We start from the raw sequence: 20,430 nt of genomic DNA, 5'->3' as shown, positions 1-20,430 counted from the left end.
CATCGACCCCATGGGCAAGCACTCCCGACCCGGACCGCCGAACCAGCCCTCCCGCGCGGTACCGCGCATCGACACAAGTGACCCGCTCGCCGCCTACAACGAACGCCGCCGGCCGCCACTCGATCAGTACCGCCGGTACCGCCCGCTGCACGCCGGTGGTGGGCACCTGCGCCCCGGCGAGCCGAGGGCGCTGGAGGAGTGGGACGGCTTCCGCTTCGTGCCCGCGGGCACTGCGCCCGACCTCGCGGCGGCACAGCAGTGGGTGAACGCATGGGCGTTCGGCGACCGTGCCGATGACGCCGAGTCCACTACCTGACGCTCGACCAGCCACCGTCACCTGGCATGCGGCTGGTGACGACTGTAGAGCACCACTGCATCGGGCCGTGGAGACCTCGGGTGCCGATGCAAGCCCGCTCCGGAAGAGGCCGTCGCAGATGGTGCCTTCCACGTGGTCACAAGCGCCCACCGGCCCCGTTCGATGGTCGATTCCGGTCGCAACAACCATGGCAACCCGGTATGCATTCAGGGCCTGTTCAGGCTGTGCACGGTGCGGGTGGCGGGCACATGGAGACATTGCTGGCATCCACCGCGCTGCCGGGGCCGGAACAGAGGATCAACAGGGAGCGCGGTCGCGGGTATGAGCAGGACGACCGCGGTGTCCCCTGTGTACGTCTCGAGAGTCTCGGGCGTTGAGTCCTGGTAGTCGGTGGTCGGCTGTGGGGGCATCACGGGTGACGGTCACGGTGCGGGCAGCGGGCCGGGTCTGTCGTCCGTGCTCAGGAGCAGGATGTGGTGGCCGGCGAACTCGGTGCGGCCGTCGGTGACTTTCTCGATGTCCAGTCGGAGCCGGATGTGTCCGGCGCCTTCGCCGTTGAGCCGCAGATCCTGCTCCAGTTGGTCGCCGATGCGGTCGGCGGCGGCTTCGGCCGCGTCATAGTTGGCGAGGTCTCGTGCGAAGAGCTGCTGGGTGGCGGTGTCGCGGAGTTGATAGCTGGGCATCTGGGGCCCGTCCTTCGGATGGTGGGGTGATCAGGCAGCGGGTTCGGCGAGCCGGTTGCGTGCCGCGCTCACTGCGCGGGACCACACGTCGGGGCTGCCGCCGTGTTCACGGGCGAGGGAAGCGGCAACGCCGCGGACATCGCCCCGCTCCTGGAGTGCGGCCAGTGCGATCTCTGTCCGCTGCTGGGCGGCCTGTGAGCGGGGTGGCGCGGCCGCGGGCTGGTGCTTGAGGGCGGTGCGTACGACGTACTCCCAGGATCTCTGTGGGCCGCCGTACTGCACGCTGAGCTCCGCGGCCAGCCCTGGGTGGTAGCCGTCGCGGTCGATCGCCTCGGCGGCGTACTGCTCGGCGAGCTGCGTGGCGGTGAGCGGCTCGCCGCCGGTGCGGGCGCTCAGCTCGGCCGCGAGAGCCTCCTCGAGGGCGGAGGGCCGGCCGACGGCCGCGTCGGCCTGGGGCCCGGGACGGCGGCCGGCCTTGCCGAGCTTGTCCCCGGTGCGCTTGCGGTCGAAGTCCTGCAGGTCGCCGACGCGGAAGCCGGGGATCATGCGGCCAGTCGGGCCCTCGACCGGCTCGGCGAGGGGCTTCGGGAAGTAGTCGGGGTTGTCCTTCAGGTACTTGCGGATTGCCGAGGCTCCGTTGAAGCCCAGCCACTTGGCGGCTGTGTTGATGGAGACGACGTCCTCCGGGTCGGCCTGGTACAGCTCGGGGTCGGCCTTGAGGACCTTGTTCGCCTTCTCCTGCTGGAACCAGGTGTAGAAGTCGCGGAACTGCTGCTCGTCGTAGAAGTCGCTCCCGTCGATGCGCTCCTTCTCCGGGTGGCGGTGCCCCTCCGGCTGCTCGAGCCGGATCTTGTACCAGCGGGCCGCGGTGCCGACGCTGGCGCCGGTGAACTCGCGGATCCAGTCGCGGTTGACCACGGCACGGTCGCCGACGACGCGACGCTGCGGGTTCAGGGCCTTGGACATTGCACTCTCCGGTTCGGATCGCGGCCCTATACTGAGGGCCTGCTCCTCTTGGTCCTTCGGCGCTCACGCGCCGGCGGGCGAGTCGAGTTGGTGAAGGTGGTCGGCGGGACGTTCGGTCGGGGTTGCCGCCCTGGGTCGACACCCTCGTGAGGGGGTGCCTTCCGCCGTCCACCGCTTTTGCCGCTTGTTTTGCGTAATCAATATGACGCTCTTGGTGGATGGCTGTCAATCTCGCCGGCACCCAGAGCACGTCACGACCGGCTGCGGCGGTGCGCGGCCCACTTCCGTTCGAAGTGCGGCATTTTCTTGTCCCGGACGTGGAACGGGGCGGTGACCATGAGTTCCTCCACGGTCGGAAGGGCCGGCCCTCGCTGTTGGACCCACGCCCGCACTCGCCCGTAGCGGTCGTCGGGGTGATGCGGTGGTGTCGGTCGGGGGCCGCCGGACGTTGAGATGGACTGGACTCTGCGGAGGTCGATGCGATCGACAACGATGTGACTGAAGTGAATATTGTGATGCCGCAGCGACGGAAGGTTCCTTTCGAAAGAGTGTTTCTATTGCTCCGGAGTGCGGTAGCTTGCATACTCAGGTCGCGTGGCTGGTGTTATCCATAATCCATTGTGGTCTCGTTTATCGAAGTTGAACGTTGCAGGGAGCGGGGGTTCCTGGTGGGGATACGGCCTAGGGGTAAGCGAGTGAGTCGTCTCGGCTGGGAAATGCTTGCCTGGGGATTTCTTGGTCTCACTCTCGTGACTGTGGCCGCAGTGGCTCCAATATGGATTGTTTCGGCTGATGACGTCCCGGACGCTGCCAAAAGGTTGGAGATACAGAACTCGATCCGCGGCACTCTGCTGGGAGCTTCTGCAGGGGCCTTATTTCTGGTGACTGCGGCCCTCGGCTATCGACAGTTCCGCCTTTCTCAACGTCAGGCGGAAATTGCGGGAACCGACCTGGACTCCAAGATTGTTGCGCAATTGGATAGCGCGACTCCTGAAATCAGAGTTGCTGCGATCCTTGAAATGGGCCGTACTGTGGCTCGGGATTCGAGCGACAGTGAACGCATCTGCGATATTCTTGAAGTTTTCGTCCGGAGAAGTTCGCCCATGCGAAGCTTGACATCCAGTCCGGAAACGGGTTTTCCTCCCATGGCCGTGCGGCACCCTGATGTTCAGGAGGCTCTGGGCCTGTTTTCTAGAATTCGCCCGCTTCTGAGTTGGCGTCAGGTGGCGGATCATATTGAAAACGAAATTCGCGTAGAAGTTGCCGATCGGTCAACCTTTCAGCTCGTTGATTTGCGTGGGTCTGACCTGAGGCATGGCAACCTTCAGTTGTGCGACTTTCAAAGCTCCTCCCTGTCTCAGGCGAACCTTTCCCGGGCCAACCTTTGGGGCACTCATCTCGATGGAGTCGATCTATCCCGGGCGATCCTTGCGTTTACTCGGATTGGGCAATGTCGACTAATCAATGCGAAGCTGGATGGAGCATTTGCTATGAATGCAAATTTCACCATGGCGGTCCTGGCGGGAGCCTCTCTAAGGGAGGCAGATTTGAGGGGATGCATCTTTTCGGGCGCCTATCTTGAGGCGCTATCGGTCAGGGCAGATTGGGAGGATCCGGGGCTTATCGGAGAAGATCCGTCCTCTGTCGATTATGGTCGACGGCAGGTCAAGCAGACCGTGAGCCTAATGGCGCATCACGGGTTTCTGTTCCATGAGATCCTGACTTCCGGGCCTGAATATGGCCCATGCGACCTCGCCGGAGCGGATATCAGGGGTGCTGACTTTTCGGAGGCCGCTATCTCGGGGGCATCGTTCGTGGGTGCTCGGGCGGATCGCGAGACGAAATGGCCTTCGGGGTTTGATCCCGATGCGGCTGGCGTCACTTTTACGTGACGCTTCCAGGGGTGTGGTCTGTTGTGTAGATAGGGGTGTGGCTCCTCACTCTCATTGGAGCGTTTCCGGGATCCCTGGGAATTGGTCGGACATTTGAGGGAAGCGGTTGGGGCCTTTGGAGGTTTGCGAGTTTGGTTGTGAGAGCGTGGATGACTTGGGCATAGATCTCGTTTCGTTCGGTCAGTTCGCTGTTGTGCTGGCGTAGCCGTTTGTGTGCGGCTTCGAGGTCGTCGACTTTAGCCTGGAGGGTTTGGAATGCGGCGGGAATTCCGTTCACGGATCCAGAAGTCTCCGGAAGAGACGACTGCAGGCGCGGCGCCGTGAGGGCGAGTGATGCTGCCGCTCTCGAGTCACGAGGATGAACGAGTGCCTGAGTGCCGTTTCTTCGTCGCAGTCGGGTAGAAAGTTCTATCGGTTCGGCGCGCAGGAATAATTGATTACTCCCGAGGAAGACTTACTTCAAGCTCTGCCTTCAGGGTGTGACGATACCTTCGCGCCCTGTCATGCGTCCAAATATAAGCCGCATACCCAACACTGCCCAGAATTATGTATGGCGCAAATTCCGGGATCTGCGTTGAGACTAGTGCAGAGGTGGCAATCCCAGCTGTCGCCCCCAGCTTGCGGGCAGGTCCTTCGAAATTTGAGAGCTTCAACTGCAGAAGCGTCTCCGTATATCTTGAGCCCTTGGCCGCCTCCATTCGCAAAGCCTTCATGTATGCCTTGAATCGATCTTCAACGTCACGCCTCAATGGCTCATTTAGTGGGTTGTTACGCCATTCACTCAGAGCCGCAAAGTACTCCGCACCGGCGGTTTGCTTACGCACCCCGATGAGCTTCCTAGGATCCATGCCCAGAAGGACACGCGGAGGTGGAACACTTTCCGTAACCGTCGTCTCTGTTATTCCAGTGGTGGTGTTGTTGACTCCAGACGGCTCAAGGGACGCGAGCATGACCTGGCTAATACTCCAGTTGTAGATCGTGATCTTGCCGGTGGGGCGGGGCGACGGCCATGGGCACGCAGCGAAATCGGATCGCGTGACGCGGTCGGAGGCTGGCACGCTGCTTCCCATGGATCATCCGGAAGTACTGCTCGTCGGAGGGCGTGCCGGTGTCGGCAAGACGACGGTGGGGTGGGAGGTTTCGGCGCGACTGCGCGCCGCCGCGGTCTCGCACGCGATCGTCGAGGGTGACTTCATGGGCCAGGTGCATCCGGCACCGGAGGGGGATCCCCACCGCTCGGAGATCACTGAGAGCAATCTGACGGCCGTCTGGGCGAATTTCGCCCGGCTCGGCTACCACCGCCTGATCTATACGAACACCGTGAGTGTGCTGCCCGAGGCGACGGGCATGTTCGAGCGCGCCATGGGGGCGGGCGTGCGGATCGTACGAGTGCTGCTCACCGCCTCCGATTCCACCACCGGCGAGCGGCTGGCAGGCCGGGAACTCGGCTCGGAGCTGGAGCAGGAGCTGAGGGGCAGTGCCCGCAAGGCGCGGCTCCTGGATGAGCGGGCACCCACGGACACGGTGCGGGTGGCGACCGACGGGCGGCCTGTCGTGGACATCGCGCTTGAAGTGGTGGCCGCCACCGGCTGGATCAGGCGGCACTCCACTGAGCGATCCTGATCTTGCTGGTCGGGGCCTGTCAGGGAAGGGTGCGGCCAACGGTGATCATCAGTGTGTGAAGACAGAAGATCAGTCGGTGGCCGCAGGTCACAGCATAGATCCTGCCCGGTGGCAGGAAACGTTCGAGGCCCTGATGGGCCGTATCGCGGGGCGGTTCGGCCGTGTGGAACCACGGCGTCGGGCACGGGAGTTCGTGCTTGGTTTGCTATCTGACCTGCCGCGCAAGAACTGCTGGACGCTCGCCGAGCACGCCGGTGATGCGACCCCATACGGCCTGCAGCACCTGCTGTCGAGGGCCAAGTGGGACGCCGACGCGGTACGCGACGACATCCGCGGCTTCGTCGTCAGGGAACTGCACGATGACACGGCGGTGCTGGTCGTCGACGAGACCGGCGACCTCAAGAAGGGCGCCGCTACGGTGGGCGTGCAGCGCCAGTACACCGGGACCGCCGGACACATCGAGAACAGCCAGGTCGCCGTCTACCTCGCCTACTCCACCCTGCGGGGCCACGCGACGATCGATCGGGAACTGTATGTTCCGCGCTCCTGGACCGAGGACACGGCCCGCTGTCAGGCCGCCGGGATACCCGACACCGTCGGCTTCGCCACGAAGCCCGCACTCGCCTCCCGCATGATCGGCCGAGCACTGGACGCCGGCGTTCGCGCGTCCTGGGTGGCCGGGGACGAAGTCTACGGAGGCAACCCGCACCTGCGGACCGAGCTGGAGAGACGCGAGATCGGCTACGTACTCGCCGTCGCCCGTGACCACCAGGTCACCACCAACGCGGGCAAGTTCCGCATCGATGCCCTGGTCAAGAAGCTGCCGAAACGGGCCTGGCAGAAACTCTCAGCCTGCGCCGGAGCCAAGGGCCACCGCTTCTACGACTGGGCCCTGGCCGACATCGCCGACGACCGGCCCGGCCACCACCAGCTGCTCGTCCGCCGCAACCGGCGCACCGGCGAACTCGCCTTCTACCGCTGCTATTCAGCTACCCACGTGCCGCTGTCCACCCTGGTGCAGGTCGCCGGACGCAGATGGACTGTCGAGGAGACCTTCCAGTCCGGCAAGGAGCTGGCCGGACTGGACGAACACCAGGTCAGACGCTGGATGTCCTGGCACCGCTGGGTCACCCTCGCGATGCTCGCCCACGCCTTCCTCGCCGTCGTCCGTGCCGACGAACATTCCCGCCACACCGAGTCGGACGACCTGATACCGCTCACCTGCAACGAGATCCAGCGCCTGTTCATCGCGCTCGTCGTCCGACTCGTCCACGACGCCGCCCACCGGCTTGACTGGTCCCACTGGCGACGCCGCCACCAGGACCGATCGCAGGCCAGCCACTATCAGCGACAAGCCGCTCAGACATGAAGATCGCGATCTACAGCTGGAGTACTAGAGCCCGGAATCCGGCGCAGTAGCGTGGTGTGGCTGGTCGCGATCCCCATGACCTGGGTGAGACAGGCACCGACCCGGCTGGCCAAGACCAGCCTGACCGCAATCCGTCCTCAGCGTTCTCGTATCTCAGCAGTCTTGCGCGGGTCGCCGGCCAGGATGTGGTGGGCGAGCCGTTGTGCCTGCTGTTCCAGGGGCTGGTGGCGGTTGACGAACAACGTGTACCTGCAGGAACGGGTAGGCGTGCTCGGTCCCCCGGCCTGGTGTGGCTGCGACGTCGTCGAGCGGGGTCTGGCAGCGATCACGGGGAGCCGTCACGGTCAGTGAAGGGGCTGTTCGAATCGGATCCGTGAGTCGGGGTGCGCCTGGACGGAAATCGGCGTCTCTGACGCTCCGTCACGTTCTGCTGGTGTCGGCTGAATCGTCCCGCCGGTGTCGACGTCCAGGGCATGGGCCATGATGAAATCTCCTGGCAGGACGTGCTGTTCGAGGGCTTCGAGGTGCTGGTCACCGCGGCACTGCACGGCGTGTGCGGTCTGGTGGTCCGACTGACCGGGCGGAACTGCGCAGGCATCTGTCCGTCCTGCGGCCAGGCGTCGGCGCGTGTGCACGACCGGTACGAGCGCCGACTGCAGGATCTTCCGCTGACCGGGCACGGTGTGCGGATCCTGTTGTCCGTGCGGCGCTTCGTGTGCGCCGAGCCGTCCTGCTCCCGGCGGACGTTCGCCGAGCAGATACCGGGGTTGACCAGCCCATACGCCCGGTGCACCGATCGGCTCGGCGAGCTGCTGGACCGGATCGCGCTCGCGCTGGCGGGCCGCGCCGGGGCTCGGATGGCTACGGCCCTGGGGCTGACGGCGGGGCGGATGGGGCTGCTGAACCGGGTCCGGGCGATGCCCGATCCGCTCTTTGACACCCCGCGCGTCCTTGGTGTCGATGATTTCGCCACCAAGCGCGGGCAGTCCTACAGCACGGTGATCACCAATGGTGAGACGCATCAGGTCATTGACGTGTTGCCCGGCCGCGACGCCGAACCGCTCACGAGGTGGCTGACCGATCATCCCGGCATCGAAGTGATCTGCCGCGACCGCTCGGGGGCTTACGCCGAGGCCGCCCGGGCCGGAGCACCGCACGCCCAACAGGTTGCCGACCGGTTCCACTTGTGGCAGAACCTCGGCCAGGCCGTCGAGAAGTGCGTCACGGCCCACCGCGACCAGCTGAGCGCCATCACTCCGCCACCAAAGCGCGAGACTACCGCGCAGGAGGCTGACGGTGCTCCATGGCCGGCAGTCTCGGATACTCCGCCGGCCGGGCGCCTGGCCGAGCGCGCTCGTGCGCATCACGCCCTGGTCCATGGCCTGTTGAGCGAAGGAATGGGCCTGCGCGCGATCACTCGGCATCTGGGGTGGGGGCGCCATACGGTCCGGCGATACGCCCGTGCGGCCCGCTGGCAGGACGCCGTCACCGGCCGCCACGCCCGCACCAGCCGCCTCGATGTCCACCGCGCCGATCTGCAACGACGCGTCGACGAGACCGACGGTGCCATCACCGTCAAAGAGCTGTGCGCGGAACTCGCCGCCCAGGGGCGGCCGGTGCCCTACACCAGCCTCCGCGACTGGGCGCGCAGCCGACTGGAGTGGCCCACCGCCCCAGCCCGGCCTCCGGCGCCGCCCAACGTCCGGAAGGTCACCGGCTGGCTCACCCGGCGCGCCGCCAGCCTCGACGAGGACGAACACCAGCAGCTCAAGGCGGTCCTGAACGCCTGCCCGGAACTGGCTAGGGCACATCAACTCGTCCGCGACTTCAGTGACATGCTCACCCAGCAGACCGGCGTCCTGCTGCCCGCGTGGATCGAGGACGCCACCGCGGCGAACCTGCCCGGCCTGACCGGCTTCGCCCGCGGCCTCACCGGTGACCTCGATGCCGTCACCGCCGGCCTCACACTCCGCTGGAGCTCGGGCGGCACGGAAGGCGCCGTGAATCGCATCAAGAAGATCAAGAGGCAGATGTATGGGCGCGCCGAATTCGAACTCTTACGGAAGATGATCCTCTTGGCGTGACCTGCCGTGACGCTCGCAGTGATGCGTGGGCAGCCCTATAGATCCGCCCACACGTGACCAGGCACATATGGCGAGACACCGGTGACGAGCCAGTACTGCAGATCCCTCAGCCTCTCCAACGCCGCTTCGTAGTACGCCGGAGGCTCGGGACGGGGAAAGCGGGGATGGGCCGTGTGATCGGGCAACCAGTCCACGCAGATCCAGAACCCCTCTACCAGCCACCGCGGCAAGTCCTGCTGATCGCGTTGCTCGAACGTCTCGCATACCTGCCGCATGGCCCGCTCCAGCCGAGAGAAGGCTTGCTTGTCCCAGTTCTGGTCACGGATCACGATCGCGAGAAACGCGTTGTCATCCTCCGAGAACTCACGCCGGAGCAAAGGGAGATCATCCATCGCTTCATGATGGCGGTCCCCACTGACAATCCCTGTCCGACGATCCGCGGAGGACGCCCCCTTCACCGACGGTGACGGCTCCCCGTAATCGCTGCCAGACCCCGCTGAACGCCGCCCGAGCCAACAGGGCGATCGCCCGCTACCTCGAGCGGGGTCCCGGCCTACCTCTACCTGAGGTCGGACGGCGCGCTGCCCAAGCCGCCGCCGGGCACCGACATCGACACGCGCGACGAGATCGTCAAGTACTGGCAGGGCCAGTCCACCTTCGTCGACGGGCTGGCGCAGGAGACCTGCCGGGACTTCGGCCACACCGGCTGGGGCATCGCGGCGGCCACGCACGTCGCCGAGACCTCCCGGATCCAGGGGGCGGACCTGTACCCGCGGCTGAAGGACCGGTTGCGGGCCGCACTGGACTTCCACACGAAGTACGCGCTCGGCGCAACCCCTCCGGCGTGGCTGTGCGGCGGCAAGCCGAAGACCGGCCTGGGCGCCGTCACCGAGGTGGGCTACAACGCCCTGCACACCCGCCTCGGCCTCACCATGGACACCACACGGCGCTACACCGAGAGCCGCCGTCCGTCCGGCACCGACGGTTACTTCGTCGCCTGGGAGACGCTCACCCGCGCGAACAATCCGAAGTAGCGGGATGTCTCCCTGGTGGGGTGCGGGGCGGCCGGCTCCAGGCTCCGGACGGGAGCGCCGACGTGCCGCGCGGGGTGCCCGCGCTCACCAGTACAGCAGCCACCGCTCGTCGCACCACACCCCGTGCCCCTGGAGGGTGAGCCGCTCGTCGTCCGGCTGCACGCGGGTGCTGGGGGCGACCTGGTGGAGGGTGTGGCCGGAGTGGATCACCATCCGGCCGACCGTGTAGGGGACGTACCGCAGGGTGTGGAAGCGCTTGAGGTCGGCCACGGACTCGATCCAGCCCTTCTCCAGCGCATGCCGGAACTCCTCGTGGCTCACCTCCCAGAGGTTCAGGCCGCCGCCCGCCGCGGGCAGCCGGACCGCCAGGGTGAAGGAGATCTGCCGCTTCAGGTCCGTCCCGGGGGGCCAGCTGAAGGCCCGGTACTGCAGGTCGAAGTGCAGGGGCGCGGTCGGCCTGGTGAACACCGACGCGGACAGCCAGACATGGAAGCCGGGCAGCGCCAGGTGCTCGGGGTAGTGGACCGGGGCGCCGAGATGCCCGGCGAGCACACCGGCGAGGTGCGCGTACAGCCAACCGAAGGAGTCCTCGAGCAGGGGCCGTGAGGCGTCGGCCCGCTTCTGGTAGACACCGGACTCCGGGTCCGGCGCGAGATCGAGGTAGCTGGGCGCGCCCAGGGTGAAGAAGGCGGCCGGTTCCGGGCCGCGGGGAGTCCAGTGCCGGCGCAGGCCGTGCACGGCGTCGCGCAGTGCGGCGCTGCGCGCCGCGGTGAGCACGGGCAGCGAGTCGATCACGGGCACGCCCCCTGCAGCAGCCCGAGGAGCGAGGCGCTGATGGCTCCGCCGAGCCGCCGGTCGTACCAGTCGTACGCGGGCATCGGGTTGACCTCCAGACACCAATAGGTGCCGTCGGCCCCCACCTTGAAGTCCCAGCCCGCGAACGCCATGCCCAGCTCGGCGGTGTGGCGGACCAGCTGCTCGGCGAGCGGTCCGGGCAGTTCGCAGGGGGTGAACTCCGCGTCCCGGTCGGTCCGGTAGTCCACCGCGCCGGAGATGATCTCCTCGGCGTGCACCCGGTCGCCGACGACATGGGCGCGGACGTCCCGGCCCGTGATGTACCGCTGGAGGTGCACCGGGCCCTGCCCGGGGTCGAACCCCGCCAGGTCGGCCGCGGTCACGAGCCTGCCGGTGGCCCGCACGCCGGAGACCGCCTTGACGAGCGCCGGACCGGACCCGGCGAAGGCCCGAAGACGCTGCGGCGACGAGCTGGTGATGCTCGCGGGCACGCGGAACCCGGCCCGGGACAACGACCATTCGTGGAGCGGCTTGGACCCGTTGTCGGAGCGGATCGAGGGCCGGTTGACGACCAGCCCGGGGATCTGGTCCAGCCAGGCCGCGAGCGCCGTGGTCAGCCAGCGCCAGCGCTGTGCCGACGCACGGTCCTGCTGGAGGGCCGCCAGATCGGCGACCCGGCAGTAGTAGGACGCCTGCGGGTCGAGGTCATGGCCGCCGAGCCGCGCCGAGCGGTCCCCGCCCACGACCAGGCGCCAGTCACCTTCCTCGACGGCCTGCCGCAGGTCGACGGCCCGGACCGGTACGCCCCGGGCCTCGGCCGAGGAGACGAAGTGCGCCAAGGTGCTCTCGGAAGCGAGGCCGACCGCGTAGATCATGGGAACAGCACCTTCACGAGTTGGGGTCCGAGCCCGAGCCACACCATGCGCAGCTGCTCCACGTCGGGGAACGGCTCCACCACGACCGGCCGGGCCTGGGCGAGGTCGGGCGACAACCGCCATACCACGGCCGCGAGCTGGAGTCCGAGCCGGGCGGCGAACTCCGTGCTGCGCTGCTCCAGGCCGAGCTCGTCCAGGTCGACGGGACTGCTGCGCCAGGCCTGGTCACCGAGGACCACGACACTCTCGAAGAGGGGTTCGGGGTCCGACCAGCGCGCCCGGTAGGGGCCGGAGCCGTCCGCCGCGGGGACGGAGGCGTCCGGGAGTGCGGACCAGGGGCGCGTGGTCCAGGAGTCGAGATCCTGGACCCACCACTCGCTCCCCTGGCCGTCGGCCGGTGCGCCGGGCGGACCGCAGGGCCGGGAGGAGAAGACCTCCGGCGAGCCGGCGAACAGACCTGCCCGCAGTTCGGTGAGTGCCGCGGACGCGGACACACGGGTGCCCAGGCCGCCGGGCTCCGGGCGGTTGATCACCGGCGCGGGCGTCAGGGCGGCGACGGCCCACAGGTGGGCCAGGCACTCGTTGAGCTGGAACTCCGCGTCGAAGCTGATCCGTTGCAGCGGCGGGGCGGGCAGCCGGAGGAACATCGGCAGCGCCGGCTCGACCACCGCGGTGGGGCCGTCGACGATGACGGTGAACAGCTGAGCGGCGTCGAACACGTCGAGGATCGTGGCCTCGCGGCCGCTGTCCCGCACGAAGTCCCGTACCTCCACGGCCACCGGGTCCGCAGGATCGGCGACGACGACCAGTCCGGAGGGATCGCCGCCGGACACCTCAGATGACGACACCGCGCCTCCTCAGCAGGCGGTTGATGCGCGAACCCCGCAGCGCCGCCGCGGCCTCCTCCGGGCCGTCGGCCACCGACCCGGCCGGTGCGGCGAAGCGTTGCGCCGTCCCGTCGTCTCCGGTCTCTCCGGTCGGCGGCTCGTGCGGCTGTCGTACGACGGCGGCGGGACCGGGCGGGGCCATGGCGCCGTCGAAGCTGTCCTTGCCGTCCTTGAAATCCTTCGAGTCCTTGTGGTCCTTCGAGTCCTTCGTGTCTTTCGTGTCCTTCCTGTCCTTCCCGTCCTTCGTGTCCTTGACGTCCTTCACCTCCTTCATCTCCTTCGCCTCCTTTCCGTCCTTCCCGTCCTTTCGGTCCTTGCCGTCCTTGAAGTCCTTGAAGCGTTTGGCCTCCGGCGGGCGGTGCTCACCGGGTACGCCGGTGTCCTCCTGCTCGGAGAAGGCTCGGCCCGGCTGCGGGGTGTTCCACAGCAGTGCCGGGACATCGTGCCGCTCGGCGGCCGTGAGGAACGGCCGTACCCGTGACTCGTCGACGGTCCATGTCATGTGTTCACCGCTCCTGTTGTCGGAGGCAGGCCGCGCGGTACAGGCGCAGCGCCACGGCCAGGTGCCGCTGGGCGTCCCGGTGGTGCGGATTGAGGTTGAGGATCAGGTGGTCCACGCCGAGTGACGCGTACGTCAGCAGGCCGCGCGCGACGGCCTGGGGTGAGCCGGTGAGGATGCTGGCCTCCGGTGGCGGCGCCCCGTCAGAGCCGGGCGACGTCCCGCCCTCCGCGCCGTCCTCCGCGCCGCCCTGCACGCCGCCCTCCGCGCCGTCCTCCACCCGGACGTTGACGCCGAGCGTGAGGCCCAGCGTCGCCGGATCGCGTCCCTCCTTCAAGCAGGTCTCCCTGACCCGGGCCAGGGTCGCCTCGGCACCCGACGGGGAGCCGAACCAGCAGGCGTTCCACAAGTCGGCGTACCGAGCCGTCAGCGCGGTCATCCGGGGACCGTGCGCCCCCACCAGGACGGGCGGGCCACCGGAGCGCGGACCGCGGGGACGCAACTCCCCGTCGCGCAGTCGGTGATGGCGGCCGGAGAAGTCGGCGCGGCCCGTCCGCATCAGCGCGACGATGATCTGCAGCGCTTCCTCGAAGCGGTCCACACGGTGGTCGAAGGGGATGCCGAACGCCTCGAACTCGGGGGCGTGCCAGCCACAGCCGAGGCCGAGGACCAGCCGCCCGCGGCTGACCTCGTCGAGCGTCACGGCCATCTTGGCCAGCACCGCCGGGTTGCGGAAGGCGGTGCACAGCACGAGGGTGCCGAGCTGGACCCGATCGGTCGCCTCGGCCAGGGCCGACAGCACCGTCCAGGCCTCCCAGATGCCCTCGCTCGGACCGTCGGCCTCGATGCCCTCGCCCGGACCGTGGGCCTCGCGGAAGAGCAGGTGATCGAAGACCCACACCGAGTCGAAGCCGGAGTCCTCGGCCTGGAGGGCGAGCGCCCTGATCTCCCCGTAGGACGGCTGCCGCCACGGATACTCGGCGAGCGGCAGAACCAGGCCGACCTTCATCGTCCCCCCCGGTGGCGAGCCCGGACCCCGCTGGGAGATTACATCCGGCGACGGATCGTCACAATGGGTGCAATGAGCGGTAGTTGAGCGTAATGATGTGCCGTTCCCTCGACACATCGCGGGCACCGCCGCGATCCTGGACCGGGGGCGGGCGCGGGAGTCTCCCCGGGGGAGAGGGGGCCGGACCATGGCGGCAGCGTCAGGAGCGGCCAGAGTCGCGGTGGCAGTGGTGGCGGTGCTCTGCGCCCTGTGCGTGCCGGGTCTCGTACTGGTCGCGGTGCTCGTCGACCTCGACACCGCCGACCGCCTGGCGAGCGTGGCCGGGGCGGCGACCGGGCTGGTCGGGCTGGTGCTCTCCGTGCTCGCCCTCCGGCGTGCGGACCCGGCGACGGTCCGGGCCGAAGGAGACGGTGCCATCAGCATCGGCGGGAACGTCACCGGCAGCGCGATCGGGCGGAACAGCAACGTCACGGGCCGGGCCGTCGCACCGGCGGTCGGGGCAGCCGTCGTAGGCCCTGTCGTGGCCGAGGGCAGCGGGGCGTTCGCGGCGGGTGGTGACGCCACCGGCAGCGCCCTCGGCGAGGGCAGCCAGGTCGACGGCCGGTGACCCCGTTCACCTGGTTACGGCGCCGCCGGCGCAGCCCGGCCCCGCAGGCTGGCGAGGCGCCGACGGGCCTGATCACGCCACCCGTCCCGGCCGCCGGGGCGCCCGCGCAGGTGACGGCCGACGGCACCGGTGCCGTCGCGATCGGGGCGAACGCCATCGCCAGCGCCATCGGCGAGGACAGCAGCGTCACCAACAACTACGGGCCCCTCCCCGAGCCGCCGCCCGGCGAGGACCGGATCCAAGAGGAACTGGGCCGGTACGCCAAGCGGGTCCGTGCGTCCCTGGGACGGCTGGACCTGGACGTGCTGATCCCCTCCGAGGAGGGGGAACACCCGGCGGTGGAGCTCCAGGCCGTCTTCGTCCCGCCGCTGCTGCGTGCCGACCCGCCGCCGGTGGAACTGCCCCGGGAACTGCGGCAGCGGCTGGAGGGCGGCCGTGCCGGGGAACCCCCGCCGGGCGAGTTCCCGCCGGGCCTCGACGCGGAGTCGGTGGAGCGGATGCGCCTGGCCTACCGGGACCGGCCGCCGGTGGAGTCGCTGGAGGTGCTCACCGATCCGCAGCAGCCGCGCGTGGTGCTGCTGGGCGATCCCGGGGCCGGGAAGTCCACCCTCGCCCGCTACCTGACCCTCGCGCTCACCTGCGGACCCGTGCCGGAGCACCTGGCCGGGCTGGCCGGCCGGGTGCCGGTGGTGGTGGAACTGCGCAGGTACGCCGACGAGCGGTGGCGCGACCGGTCCTTCGAGGACTACCTGCACCACCTCAGCACCCTGGAGCGGATGTCGGTTCCGCGGGGTGTCCTGGAGACTCTGCTGCCCGCCGGCCGGATGCTCGTGATCTTCGATGGTCTGGACGAGCTGTTCGAGCCGGAGGTACGGGCCGAGACGGGACGGCGGATCGCCGCCTTCGCCGACCGGTACCCGGGCGTACGCGTCGTGGTGACCTCCCGGACCATCGGCTACCAGCGTGCGACCCTGGACTCGGCGGGCTTCCGGCACTACATGATCCAGGATCTGACCCCGAGTCAGATCAGGCTGTTCACACGCCACTGGTACCGCGTCGTCTGTCCCGGGGACCCGGAGTCGGCGGCCCGGCTGCAGAAGCGGATCACCGACGCGGTGCGGTTCTCCCAGCCCGTACGGGATCTCGCGGGCAACCCCCTGCTGCTCACCATTCTGTCGATCATTGGCCGGCGGCGGGCGCTGCCCCGCGACCGGCAGGGCGTGTACGGGCACGCCGTGGACATCCTGGTCGCCCGCTGGGACCAGGAGGCCAAACACCTGCCGCCCCCGGGGCAGGCCGACATGCCGTACATCAACGACGCGGACCGCCGGGCCCTGCTGCGCCTGCTGGCCCGGCGGATGCAGGAGGGCGACGGCGGCATCGCCGGCAACCACATCCACGGCGAGGACCTGGAGGCGGTCTTCACCGGCTACCTGGAGGAGCGGTACCGCCTGGCGAAGCAGACAGCGGTCACCGCGGCCAGAGGGATGATCCGGCAGTTCCGGGAGCGGAACTTCATCCTCAGCCGCTTCGGCGACGAGGTGTACGGCTTCGTCCACCGCGCCTTCCTGGAGTACCTGGCGGCCGACGACATCGCTCGCCGTTACCAGCGGGACCGTGAGTGGTCGGAGGAGGAACTGATCCAGGAGGTGTTCGAAGCCCGCGCGAAGGACCCCGCCTGGCACGAAGTACTGCTGCTCCTCGTCGGGATGCTGGGGGAGCGCGACGCTGGACGGGTGGTCGACGCACTGCTGCGGCTGCACGCGCACGACGTGGTGGTGGGCCGTCACGACATGCTCGCCCTCGCCGTACGGGCCCTGGCGGAAGTCGAGCGGATCGACCTCATCGAGCCCCAGAGCGACGCCGTGGTGAGCGCCTTGATCGACTTGATGGAGCGCCAGCTGGACTGGACGGCACTGAACGCGCTGGAGAGCATCCTTCCCGCCCTGTCGGTCCTCGGTCCCGAGTGGCACGGGCGCGAGCGCTACCTGCGGTGGTTCCTGCTGCGCGGCCAGTTCCAGGCGGAGCACCAGATCGCCTCGGGGATCGTCTTCGGGGCGCACTCCGACCCGGCGGCCCTGCTCCTCCTGGCGGAGCACACCCCCTACCCCGAGACCCGCACGGAGATCCTCCGCCTGCTGCTCCAACGATGGCCCGACGAACTGCCCGGCGCCTGGGACCTGGTGCGGGGCGCGCTCGATGCGCCCGACGCCGAGTCCCGCCGCGGAGCGCTGGAGAACATCGCCCGCTACTGGCAGGACGACGCGGACGTGCGCCCGCTGCTGTTCGAGTGCGCCGTGTCCGACCCGGACCCCGAGCCGCGCAGAGAAGCACTGGAGTCCGTCGCGGAGCGCTGGCCGGACCGCGAGGACGCCCATGAGCTGGTCGTCCGGCGGGCCGCCGCCGAGCCCGCCCCCGCCTCCCGCCGGCTGGCCCTCCAACTGCTGCGACGCCACTGGCCGGAGCGCGCGGACACCTGGGAGCTCATCACCGACCGTGCCGTCGCCGACCCGGACCCGGCTCCCCGGCAGGAAGCGCTGCGGCTGCTGGCCACCTACCGCGCGGACCACCAAGGTTTACGGCACCTGCTCCTGGAGCGGGCCGTGGCCGACCCGGCGCCGGAACCCCGCGCAGAGGCGCTGTCGGCCCTGGCACGCCACTGGAGGGACAGCGTGGAAGTCCGTGAACTGGTGCTCCGGCAGGCGGTCTTCGACCCGGACTCCCCGGCACGACGCGGTGCGATCGAAGCGCTGGCTTGGCGTTGGAAGGACCACGAAGGGGTCCGCGACCTGCTCTTCCGCCGCGCCCTCGAGGACCCCGGGCCGGAACCCAGGAGGGAGGCGCTGGAAGCCCTCGTATGGTGCTGGCGGGACGAGGCGGAGACCTGGGAACTCGCCCTGCGGCAAGCAGTCGACGATCCGCACCCGGACGTCCGCTGGGGGACCATGCAACTGCTGGCCCGCCGGTCGCCCGATCGCGAGGCCGTACGGGACCTGCTGTTGCGGCAGGTGATCGCGGAGCCGGAGCCGAAACCCCGTGGAGAGGCGCTCTGGCTGCTGGCGGAGCTCTGGAACCGGCACGAGGGCGTACGGGAGCTGCTGGCCGAGCGAGCCGTCGCGGATCCGCGGTCGGGGCCGCGCTGGGTGGCACTACAGGTCCTGGCCCGCCACTGGCCCGAACGCGCGGACGTCCAGCGGCTGATCGTGGACCGGATGACCGCCGATCCCTCATCCACCAACAGGCGCAACGCCCTGAACTGGTGCGCCTGGCTGCGGGAGGCGGCGCCGGACACGCACGAGACCGTCCGTTCCGTGGCCCTGAACGACCCCGCCCCACGGGTCCGCATCACCGCACTCCGCGTGCTGGCGTTCGGCTGGCCGCGGCTGCCCGCCACCACCGGCTTCCTGCGCGAACGCGCCGACGGCGACCCGGACGAGGGCGTGCGCGAGGCAGCCGTACAGGCCCTCGGCACCGCCCAGGCCTTCGCGACGCTCCCGGATGGCTCCCACTGACCCAAGGAGAGACATGGATGCGCTGCCGGTGGAATCGCACGTGGTCGATGTCGACGTCCTGGACGAGCAGCGGTGCGCCGAACTGAGCGACCGCCTGGAGACGCTACGACCGTACTGGCTGAACCGGGGCGTCGGTTGCGCCACCCTGGGCCTCGCGACCTACCTCGACGTGCTGGCCTCCGAGGAACTGGAGGAGACGTACTTCGGCCGGCTCGCCCGGCACAACCACCTCCTGCGGGAACACTTCGGGGACCTGCTCGACCGGGTCGCCGAGGTGCTCGCCGGACTGCTGAGGATGCCGGCCCGGTACGACGAGCGGGTGGCGCTGCCCGGCTTCCACGTGTTCGAGGGAGAGGGCATCGCCACCGCCCCCAGGCCGAGTCACCACTTCGACCTGCAGCACCGGGCGCTGCGCTGGCCCTTCCCGGTCGCGCCGGTTGAGCACGCGATGTCCTTCACCCTGCCCCTCGCCCTGCCGCGCCGGGGTGGCGCCCTGGACGTCTGGGAGATCACCGAGGCGGAGATGCTCCGGATGGAGCGCCTCGGCTGGACGATCGACAGGATCGACAGGACCAGGCCGGCCCGGCGGCACGAGTACCAGGTCGGCAGGATGGCCGTCCAGCTCACGCCCGTCCTGCACCGCATCGCAGCGATTCCCGAACGGCACCCCGGCGACCGGCGCATCACCCTGCAGGGACATGGCATCCGCGATGCCGACGGCTGGGTCCTGTACTGGTGAAGGTGCTCCGCTGGTGAGTGCGTGTTTCTGATCCTCGGTCCTAAGTAGCCTTGAGTCCTACGCTGGCCTGGTGTCCGAGGATGCCGGTCGGGCCGGGGAAAGGATCTTCCGAGGCTGTGGGGAACGGCTGAGGCCGGGAGCCCGGCCCGGGGCGGAGTTCTGTTCGTCGGTGTGTCGGTCCAGGCAGTGGCGTCGGGAACAGCGGTTGCGCCAGCGCCTGGCGGCCGTTCAGGACGGCACGGGCGAGGTGGAGTGCCCGGAGTGCGGAGCGCGGTGGGTGGCCGGCAGCGACCGCCGCTCGGACGCGGTGTTCTGCTCGCCGCGGTGCAAGGTGAGGGCATGGAGGCGCTGGACGGAACCGTTCGGCGAACGGTCACAGTGACCGCTGGCCGAACGCATCCTGAACCCAACTCCGGTCGCCGAACGGTCATTTGCGGTCGTTCGTTGTGATCTAAGGAACATCGCCAGGCAGGGGCGTCGTTCCGCGTCCACAGGATCCTGGGGCAGATCGAGATCGAGATCGAGATCGAGATCGAGATCGAGAACGAGAACGAGAACGAGGCCGAGCGGTTCGCGACCATCGCCAAACCTCCCGCGGGCGGGACGCGGTGGACGGTGGATGAGGCCAACCGCAGGGTGGGCCGCCAGGTCGAACGCCCGGCGTCGCCGCAGGAGAAGATTACCGCGATCCACTCGCTGGCCCGGGACGAAGAGGTCGCGGCGACGGTCACCACCGACTTCCTCAAGCGGCCCACGGTCGCAGCGAAGGTGCCGGCCGCCGAGAAGGCCCGGGTGGTGGAGGAGTTCACCCGGGACGAAGCGGTCGCGACAACGGCCGCGACAAACCTGCTGCGCAGGCCGGACGTCGCATTCAGGGCAATGAGCGACTTTACCGACCGTGTCGTGAGTGTCGGGGTCACTCGTCGGGGTGGTCTGCAGAGCTTTCGCGTTCTCGTTTACCGATCTCGGCAAGCCTGTTCGTCGCGTCTGGATATTGCGGGAGGGGCAGGTGCGGAAAGTGATTGTCCTGGACGACATTCGTGTCCAGGAGATGGTCCGAGGGGATGGGAGCCGGTCGTACACGATTGTGTGGCCGGACCTGACCGTGGACGAGGAGGCGGACAGCTTCCTGGGCCAGTACGAGGGATCGGGGACGCAGAAGACGTACGCGTACACCCTGGTCGATCACCTGCGGTGGCGAGTGCACGAGGGGCTGACGACGGAGACGATCTCGCTGTCGGATCTGCGGCGGTACATGGGGGCGGTGGGGGCACGGGTGCATATGCCCTTCGGGGAACGGTGGCGAGTGCCGCCGAAACGTCCGTACAGCGCAGATGCCCTCAAGGTCGCGGCCGCGTGTCTGAAGGGCTTTTACCTGCATCAATGTGCCCGGCAGGCGGCGAACCCCGAGCTCAAGGCGGCCTTGGACATCCAACGGCTGCCGACTTAGAAGTCATCTCATTTGGTGAGTCGGTGGTAGCAGATCAGGGTGCAGGCGATGCTGGTGAAGGCGAGGAAGTGCTCGGCTTTGCGTTCGTAG

The 20,430-nt window shown here is 68.6% G+C and carries 17 protein-coding genes and 2 pseudogenes; 11 read left to right on the top strand and 8 right to left on the bottom strand.

Features of this window, described 5'->3' with window-relative positions:
- Positions 1-10: 10 nt before the first annotated feature.
- A complete protein-coding gene (locus tag ACZ4EG_RS44415) occupies positions 11-316 on the top strand; it encodes a DUF6087 family protein (RefSeq protein ID WP_467794745.1) in 306 nt (101 codons plus the stop codon).
- A 422-nt stretch (positions 317-738) separates the two neighbouring features.
- Here ACZ4EG_RS44415 and ACZ4EG_RS44410 read toward each other — a convergent pair whose 3' ends face one another.
- On the bottom strand, positions 739-999 hold the full coding sequence (locus ACZ4EG_RS44410) for a hypothetical protein (RefSeq protein ID WP_467794744.1): 261 nt from the start codon (positions 997-999) through the stop codon (positions 739-741).
- A gap of 30 nt (positions 1,000-1,029) precedes the next feature.
- A complete protein-coding gene (locus ACZ4EG_RS44405; protein WP_467794743.1) occupies positions 1,030-1,965 on the bottom strand; it encodes a hypothetical protein in 936 nt (311 codons plus the stop codon).
- A gap of 695 nt (positions 1,966-2,660) precedes the next feature.
- Between ACZ4EG_RS44405 and ACZ4EG_RS44400 the strand changes: the two genes are divergently transcribed.
- From ACZ4EG_RS44400 to ACZ4EG_RS44385, 4 genes are all read left to right on the top strand, one after another.
- Positions 2,661-3,857: a pentapeptide repeat-containing protein gene (locus ACZ4EG_RS44400; protein ID WP_467794742.1), complete on the top strand. Its 1,197-nt coding sequence runs from the start codon at positions 2,661-2,663 to the stop codon at positions 3,855-3,857.
- Between the two features lie 1,068 nt (positions 3,858-4,925).
- Complete coding sequence (locus ACZ4EG_RS44395) at positions 4,926-5,480, top strand: AAA family ATPase (RefSeq protein ID WP_467794741.1); 555 nt, start codon at positions 4,926-4,928, stop codon at positions 5,478-5,480.
- 133 nt (positions 5,481-5,613) lie between these two features.
- Positions 5,614-6,849 (top strand): IS701 family transposase, encoded by a 1,236-nt coding sequence (locus ACZ4EG_RS44390; RefSeq protein WP_467794759.1) that lies wholly within the window; start codon positions 5,614-5,616, stop codon positions 6,847-6,849.
- A 473-nt stretch (positions 6,850-7,322) separates the two neighbouring features.
- A complete protein-coding gene (locus ACZ4EG_RS44385) occupies positions 7,323-8,933 on the top strand; it encodes an ISL3 family transposase (protein ID WP_467794740.1) in 1,611 nt (536 codons plus the stop codon).
- 35 nt (positions 8,934-8,968) lie between these two features.
- Here the strand turns inward: ACZ4EG_RS44385 and ACZ4EG_RS44380 are convergent, their stop codons facing one another.
- A complete protein-coding gene (locus tag ACZ4EG_RS44380) occupies positions 8,969-9,325 on the bottom strand; it encodes a hypothetical protein (RefSeq protein WP_467794739.1) in 357 nt (118 codons plus the stop codon).
- Positions 9,326-9,478: 153 nt separating this feature from the next.
- Between ACZ4EG_RS44380 and ACZ4EG_RS44375 the strand changes: the two are divergent.
- Positions 9,479-9,967 (top strand): annotated as a pseudogene (locus ACZ4EG_RS44375) (alginate lyase family protein); the annotation flags it as partial.
- A gap of 84 nt (positions 9,968-10,051) precedes the next feature.
- On the opposite strand, the gene ACZ4EG_RS44370 reads toward ACZ4EG_RS44375, so the two are convergent.
- Genes ACZ4EG_RS44370 through ACZ4EG_RS44350 form a run of 5 tightly spaced genes read right to left on the bottom strand, consistent with a single transcriptional unit; the run spans position 10,052 to position 14,032 of the window.
- The gene (locus tag ACZ4EG_RS44370) at positions 10,052-10,762 is read right to left on the bottom strand and encodes a hypothetical protein (RefSeq protein WP_467794738.1); all 711 of its coding nucleotides are present in this window, start codon (positions 10,760-10,762) and stop codon (positions 10,052-10,054) included.
- Complete coding sequence (locus tag ACZ4EG_RS44365) at positions 10,759-11,637, bottom strand: ATP-grasp domain-containing protein (protein WP_467794737.1); 879 nt, start codon at positions 11,635-11,637, stop codon at positions 10,759-10,761. The genes ACZ4EG_RS44370 and ACZ4EG_RS44365 overlap by 4 nt, the downstream gene beginning before the upstream one ends.
- The gene (locus ACZ4EG_RS44360; RefSeq protein WP_467794736.1) at positions 11,634-12,485 is read right to left on the bottom strand and encodes a hypothetical protein; all 852 of its coding nucleotides are present in this window, start codon (positions 12,483-12,485) and stop codon (positions 11,634-11,636) included. Before ACZ4EG_RS44360 ends, ACZ4EG_RS44365 begins: the two co-directional genes overlap by 4 nt.
- Positions 12,472-13,026: a hypothetical protein gene (locus ACZ4EG_RS44355; RefSeq protein WP_390713220.1), complete on the bottom strand. Its 555-nt coding sequence runs from the start codon at positions 13,024-13,026 to the stop codon at positions 12,472-12,474. The genes ACZ4EG_RS44360 and ACZ4EG_RS44355 overlap by 14 nt, the downstream gene beginning before the upstream one ends.
- Before the next feature lie 4 nt (positions 13,027-13,030).
- Positions 13,031-14,032 carry an LLM class flavin-dependent oxidoreductase gene (locus tag ACZ4EG_RS44350; protein ID WP_467794735.1) on the bottom strand — a complete coding sequence of 334 codons (1,002 nt, stop codon included), beginning with the start codon at positions 14,030-14,032 and terminating at the stop codon, positions 13,031-13,033.
- 187 nt (positions 14,033-14,219) lie between these two features.
- Here ACZ4EG_RS44350 and ACZ4EG_RS44345 point away from each other — a divergent pair, with 187 nt between their 5' ends.
- From ACZ4EG_RS44345 to ACZ4EG_RS44325, 5 genes and pseudogenes are all read left to right on the top strand, one after another.
- A complete protein-coding gene (locus ACZ4EG_RS44345; protein ID WP_467794734.1) occupies positions 14,220-14,639 on the top strand; it encodes a hypothetical protein in 420 nt (139 codons plus the stop codon).
- Positions 14,636-18,151 (top strand): NACHT domain-containing protein, encoded by a 3,516-nt coding sequence (locus tag ACZ4EG_RS44340; protein ID WP_467794733.1) that lies wholly within the window; start codon positions 14,636-14,638, stop codon positions 18,149-18,151. Before ACZ4EG_RS44345 ends, ACZ4EG_RS44340 begins: the two co-directional genes overlap by 4 nt.
- A gap of 13 nt (positions 18,152-18,164) precedes the next feature.
- Positions 18,165-18,890, top strand: coding sequence for a hypothetical protein (locus ACZ4EG_RS44335; RefSeq protein WP_467794732.1), 726 nt, complete (start codon positions 18,165-18,167; stop codon positions 18,888-18,890).
- Between the two features lie 453 nt (positions 18,891-19,343).
- A pseudogene (locus ACZ4EG_RS44330) lies at positions 19,344-19,790 on the top strand (DUF6192 family protein); the annotation flags it as partial.
- A gap of 7 nt (positions 19,791-19,797) precedes the next feature.
- A complete protein-coding gene (locus ACZ4EG_RS44325) occupies positions 19,798-20,340 on the top strand; it encodes a hypothetical protein (RefSeq protein WP_467794731.1) in 543 nt (180 codons plus the stop codon).
- Positions 20,341-20,430 lie beyond the last annotated feature (90 nt).

The sequence above is a fragment of the Streptomyces sp. NPDC025638 genome (assembly GCF_055558775.1).
The sequence above is the reverse complement of the archived record's forward strand: the minus strand, read 5'-3'. Positions and strand labels throughout refer to the sequence as shown.

Coding starts and splice junctions, on each gene's coding strand:
- ACZ4EG_RS44415 (WP_467794745.1), top strand. CDS start 11: ATGGGCAAGCACTCCCGACCCGGACCGCCGAACCAGCCCTCCCGCGCG.
- ACZ4EG_RS44410 (WP_467794744.1), bottom strand. CDS start 999: ATGCCCAGCTATCAACTCCGCGACACCGCCACCCAGCAGCTCTTCGCA.
- ACZ4EG_RS44405 (WP_467794743.1), bottom strand. CDS start 1,965: ATGTCCAAGGCCCTGAACCCGCAGCGTCGCGTCGTCGGCGACCGTGCC.
- ACZ4EG_RS44395 (WP_467794741.1), top strand. CDS start 4,926: ATGGATCATCCGGAAGTACTGCTCGTCGGAGGGCGTGCCGGTGTCGGC.
- ACZ4EG_RS44390 (WP_467794759.1), top strand. CDS start 5,614: ATGGGCCGTATCGCGGGGCGGTTCGGCCGTGTGGAACCACGGCGTCGG.
- ACZ4EG_RS44385 (WP_467794740.1), top strand. CDS start 7,323: ATGGGCCATGATGAAATCTCCTGGCAGGACGTGCTGTTCGAGGGCTTC.
- ACZ4EG_RS44380 (WP_467794739.1), bottom strand. CDS start 9,325: ATGGATGATCTCCCTTTGCTCCGGCGTGAGTTCTCGGAGGATGACAAC.
- ACZ4EG_RS44365 (WP_467794737.1), bottom strand. CDS start 11,637: ATGATCTACGCGGTCGGCCTCGCTTCCGAGAGCACCTTGGCGCACTTC.
- ACZ4EG_RS44355 (WP_390713220.1), bottom strand. CDS start 13,026: ATGACATGGACCGTCGACGAGTCACGGGTACGGCCGTTCCTCACGGCC.
- ACZ4EG_RS44350 (WP_467794735.1), bottom strand. CDS start 14,032: ATGAAGGTCGGCCTGGTTCTGCCGCTCGCCGAGTATCCGTGGCGGCAG.
- ACZ4EG_RS44345 (WP_467794734.1), top strand. CDS start 14,220: ATGGCGGCAGCGTCAGGAGCGGCCAGAGTCGCGGTGGCAGTGGTGGCG.
- ACZ4EG_RS44335 (WP_467794732.1), top strand. CDS start 18,165: ATGGATGCGCTGCCGGTGGAATCGCACGTGGTCGATGTCGACGTCCTG.